The sequence below is a fragment of the Parafannyhessea sp. genome, assembly GCF_051876455.1.
In the GTDB taxonomy this organism is placed as follows: Bacteria; Actinomycetota; Coriobacteriia; order Coriobacteriales; family Atopobiaceae; genus Parafannyhessea.
On the sequence record NZ_JBJEHW010000084.1, the window covers coordinates 1 to 3,544 of the forward strand.

Sequence of the window (3,544 nt, forward strand, 5' to 3'; positions counted from 1 at the left end):
CTCAGGATATCGTTCGACGAGCGTGTGGGTGAGAAGGACCTCGACGCCTTTGCCGACGCTCTTCTCGACATCGTGGAGTCAGGCGGACGCTAGACGGACGCGCCCGGGAACCGGGCGCCTAAGGGAATAATGGTCGAAGGAAATCGGCCGGAGGTAGACATGAACGACTACGAGGCACTGCTTCGCCTTCAGGACATCGACCTTGAGCTCATGCGCCTGAGCAAGACACTCAAGGCCATGCCGCAGCAGAGGAAGATCGCCGCGATCGACGCGGCAAAGCGCAAAGTCGCTGGCGAGCTTACCAAGATCGTGGGCCAGCGCAAGGACACCGAGATGGAGATAGCCGACTGCGAGCAGGAGCACGAGCACCTGATGCAGAAGGCGGACGAGGTCAAGGCCGCGGCCCAGGCACCCGATGCCGACTACCGCCAGGCCTCCAACATCGAGGCGCAGCTCACCCACCTCGCAAAGAAGATGGAGAAGATCGAGTACGAGCACGGCCAGAAGGTCGAGTCTCTCAAGCGGCTGGGCAAGGCCGAGTCCAACGCCCGCGACCTGGACGCGAAGCTCGACGAGGAGCGCGCCGCGCAGGAGGAGGCCTTCAAGCGCGACACCGCCGACCTCATGGCACGCGCGAGGGCCCTCGACGGCGAGCGCAAGCAGATGCTCGCCGCCCTGGACGAGGACACCATCAAGCGCTACGACGCCGCGTTCAAGCGCTTCGGCGGGCTCGCGGTCGAGAGGCTGCAGGGCAACGTCCCCTCGATCTGCCGCGTCAAGCTGCAGCCGAGCCTCTTCAACGACCTCAAGAAGGCCGACGCCATCACGGAGTGCCCCTACTGCCACCGCCTGCTCGTGACGCAGGAGGTTGCCGACTGATGCCGAACGTCACCCTTGTCGTGAACGGCGGCATCGCGGCCTACAAGGCCTGCGAGGTGCTTCGCGGTTTGCAGAAGGCCGGCTGCGACGTGCGCGTGGCCATGACCGAGGACGCGACGCACTTCGTGGGGGAGGCGACCTTCCGGGCGCTCACGCACCACGAGGTCGTGACGTCCCTCTATGGCAACGCCTCGAGCGACATACCGCACATCGAGCTCGCGGACTTTGCCGACCTCGTGCTCGTGGTCCCCGCAACGGGCAACTTCATCGCGAAGATGGCGCTCGGCATCGCGGACGACGCGGCGAGCACAACGCTCCTGGCCGCCCACTCCACGGTGCTCGTCGCACCCGCCATGAACGTCAACATGTGGAGAAACCCGGCCACGCAGCAGAACGTGAGGACGCTCCTGGCGCGTGGCGTCGAGTTCGTGATGCCCGACAGCGGCGAGCTCGCCTGCGGCTACGTGGGCGAGGGCAAGCTCGCGTGCGTGGGCGACATCGTCTCCCGCGCGCTCGCGCTCCTGGGGCTTTCGACCGACGGCCACCCCCTCGCCGGCAGGCACGTGCTCGTGACGGCGGGCCCCACGCACGAGGCCATCGACCCTGTCCGTTACATCGCGAATGCGTCAACGGGCAAGATGGGCTTCGCGATCGCCCGCGAGGCAGCGCGCCGCGGGGCGCGCGTGACGCTCGTCGCCGGTCCGTGCTCGCTCCCAACCCCCGCGGGCGTGGACCGCATCGACGTCGTGAGCGCACGGGAGATGCACGACGCGGCGCTCTCGTCCTTCTCCGATGCGGACGTCGCGGTCTGCGCGGCGGCCGTGGCAGACTACACGCCGGCGAATCCCGCCGACCACAAGCTCAAGAAGGCCGCCGAGCACCTGGACTGCATCAGGCTCGTGGAGACCGCGGACATACTTGCCGAGCTCAGCGCCGCCAAGGGCGCGCGCAAGGTAGTGGGCTTTGCCGCGGAGACGCACGACCTCCTGGCGAACGCGCAGGCCAAGCTCGCGCGCAAGGGTTGCGACCTCATCGTGGCCAACGACGTGAGCCGTTCCGACTCGACCTTTGGATCCGACACGGACCGCGTCGCCTTCGTGTACGCGGACCACGTCGAGCAGCTGGACACGCTGCCTCTGGCAGGCGTGGCTTCGGAGCTCCTCGACCGCGTCTCCAGGTTGCTGGAAGCGGGGGCGTAGCATGGCGGACATCTGCATAGGCTGCCACCTCTCCACGTCGGAGGGCTACGCGGCCATGGGCCGGCGCGCAGTGGAGATCGGCGCGAACACCTTCGCGTTCTTCACGCGCAACCCTCGCGGCGGCAACGCGAAGCCGCTCGACCCCGACGACGTGGCCGAGCTGCGGCGCATCATGGCCGAGAAGGACTTTGGCCCGTTGGTGGCGCACGCCCCCTACACCATGAACCTCTGCTCGTCTAAGGCGAGCACCGTCGAGTTCGCCCGCACGGCCATGGCGGACGACCTCAGGCGCATGGAGGAGCTTCCGGGCAACTACTACAACTTCCATCCGGGAAGCCATGTGAAGCAGGGCGCGGACCGTGGGATCGAGCTCATCTGCGAGGGCCTCAACCAGGTGCTCTTCGAGGGCCAGCGCACCACCGTGCTGCTCGAGACCATGGCCGGCAAGGGCACGGAGGTAGGGCGGAGCTTCGAGGAGTTGGCACGCATCATCGACGGCGTCCGGCTCGACTCGCACCTGGGCGTCTGCCTCGACACGTGCCACGTGAACGACGCCGGATACGACGTGGCAGGCGACCTCGACGGCGTGCTGGACGAGTTCGACCGCGTGATCGGACTTGACCGCCTGAGGGCGCTGCACCTCAACGACTCGAAGAACCCCCGTGGCTCCCACAAGGACCGCCACGAGAAGATCGGCGAGGGCACCCTGGGGCTCGAGGCTTTTCGCGCCGTGGTGACGGACCCCAGGACGTTCGGGCTCCCCATGATACTTGAGACGCCCAACGACCTCGCTGGATACAAGAAGGAGATCAGCCTGCTGCGGGGACTCGCGGCGGGCGTGGAGGCATAGCTTTGGGAATCCTCATCGGATGCGAGCACCTGAGCCAGGAATGGCCCGGCAAGCAGGTGCTGAAGGACCAGACCATCGGCATCAACGAGGGCGAGCGCATAGGCATCGTTGGCAAGAACGGCGACGGCAAGTCGACGCTGCTCGAGCTCATCGCCAAGCGCATCGAGCCGGATGACGGCAACGTGACGTACCGCAACGGCATCACCGTGGGCATGCTCGCCCAGGAGGACTCGCTCGACGATGCCGACACGGTGGAGCGCGCCGTCGTGGGCGACGTGCCCGAGTACGTGTGGGCGTCCGACCCCAAGGTCCGCTCCATCCTGGACGAGCTGCTGGGCGACGTGGACTGGCACGCCAAGGTGGGGGAGCTCTCCGGCGGGCAGCGCAGGAGGTGCGACCTCGCGCGCGTGCTCGTGGGCACGTGGGACGTGATCCTGATGGACGAGCCCACCAACCACTTGGACATGGGTGCCATCACATGGCTCGCCAACCACCTCAAGCACCGCTGGCAGCCCGGGCAGGGCGCGCTTCTCGTCGTGACGCACGACCGCTGGTTCCTGGACGAGGTGTGCGAGCACATGTGGGAGGTTCACGACGGCGTGATCGACCCGTTCGA

Annotated in this window: 4 protein-coding genes; all 4 read left to right on the forward strand. The window is 67.1% G+C overall.

What is annotated here, in order from left to right; translation table 11 throughout:
* The first annotated feature begins 159 nt into the window (after positions 1-159).
* Positions 160-879 carry a zinc ribbon domain-containing protein gene (locus tag ACI38Z_RS03860; protein ID WP_439788870.1) on the forward strand — a complete coding sequence of 240 codons (720 nt, stop codon included), beginning with the start codon at positions 160-162 and terminating at the stop codon, positions 877-879.
* Positions 879-2,078: a bifunctional phosphopantothenoylcysteine decarboxylase/phosphopantothenate--cysteine ligase CoaBC gene (coaBC, locus tag ACI38Z_RS03865; RefSeq protein WP_439788871.1), complete on the forward strand. Its 1,200-nt coding sequence runs from the start codon at positions 879-881 to the stop codon at positions 2,076-2,078. Before ACI38Z_RS03860 ends, coaBC begins: the two co-directional genes overlap by 1 nt.
* A gap of 1 nt (position 2,079) precedes the next feature.
* Positions 2,080-2,928 (forward strand): deoxyribonuclease IV, encoded by an 849-nt coding sequence (locus tag ACI38Z_RS03870; RefSeq protein WP_439788872.1) that lies wholly within the window; start codon positions 2,080-2,082, stop codon positions 2,926-2,928.
* Positions 2,929-2,930: 2 nt separating this feature from the next.
* The coding region (locus ACI38Z_RS03875; protein WP_439788873.1) for an ATP-binding cassette domain-containing protein at positions 2,931-3,544 on the forward strand (614 nt) is incomplete at its 3' end.

Excerpts from the sequence above, each read along its gene's own strand:
- ACI38Z_RS03870 (WP_439788872.1), top strand. The coding sequence starts at position 2,080 with ATGGCGGACATCTGCATAGGCTGCCACCTCTCCACGTCGGAGGGCTAC.
- ACI38Z_RS03860 (WP_439788870.1), top strand. The coding sequence starts at position 160 with ATGAACGACTACGAGGCACTGCTTCGCCTTCAGGACATCGACCTTGAG.
- coaBC (WP_439788871.1), top strand. The coding sequence starts at position 879 with ATGCCGAACGTCACCCTTGTCGTGAACGGCGGCATCGCGGCCTACAAG.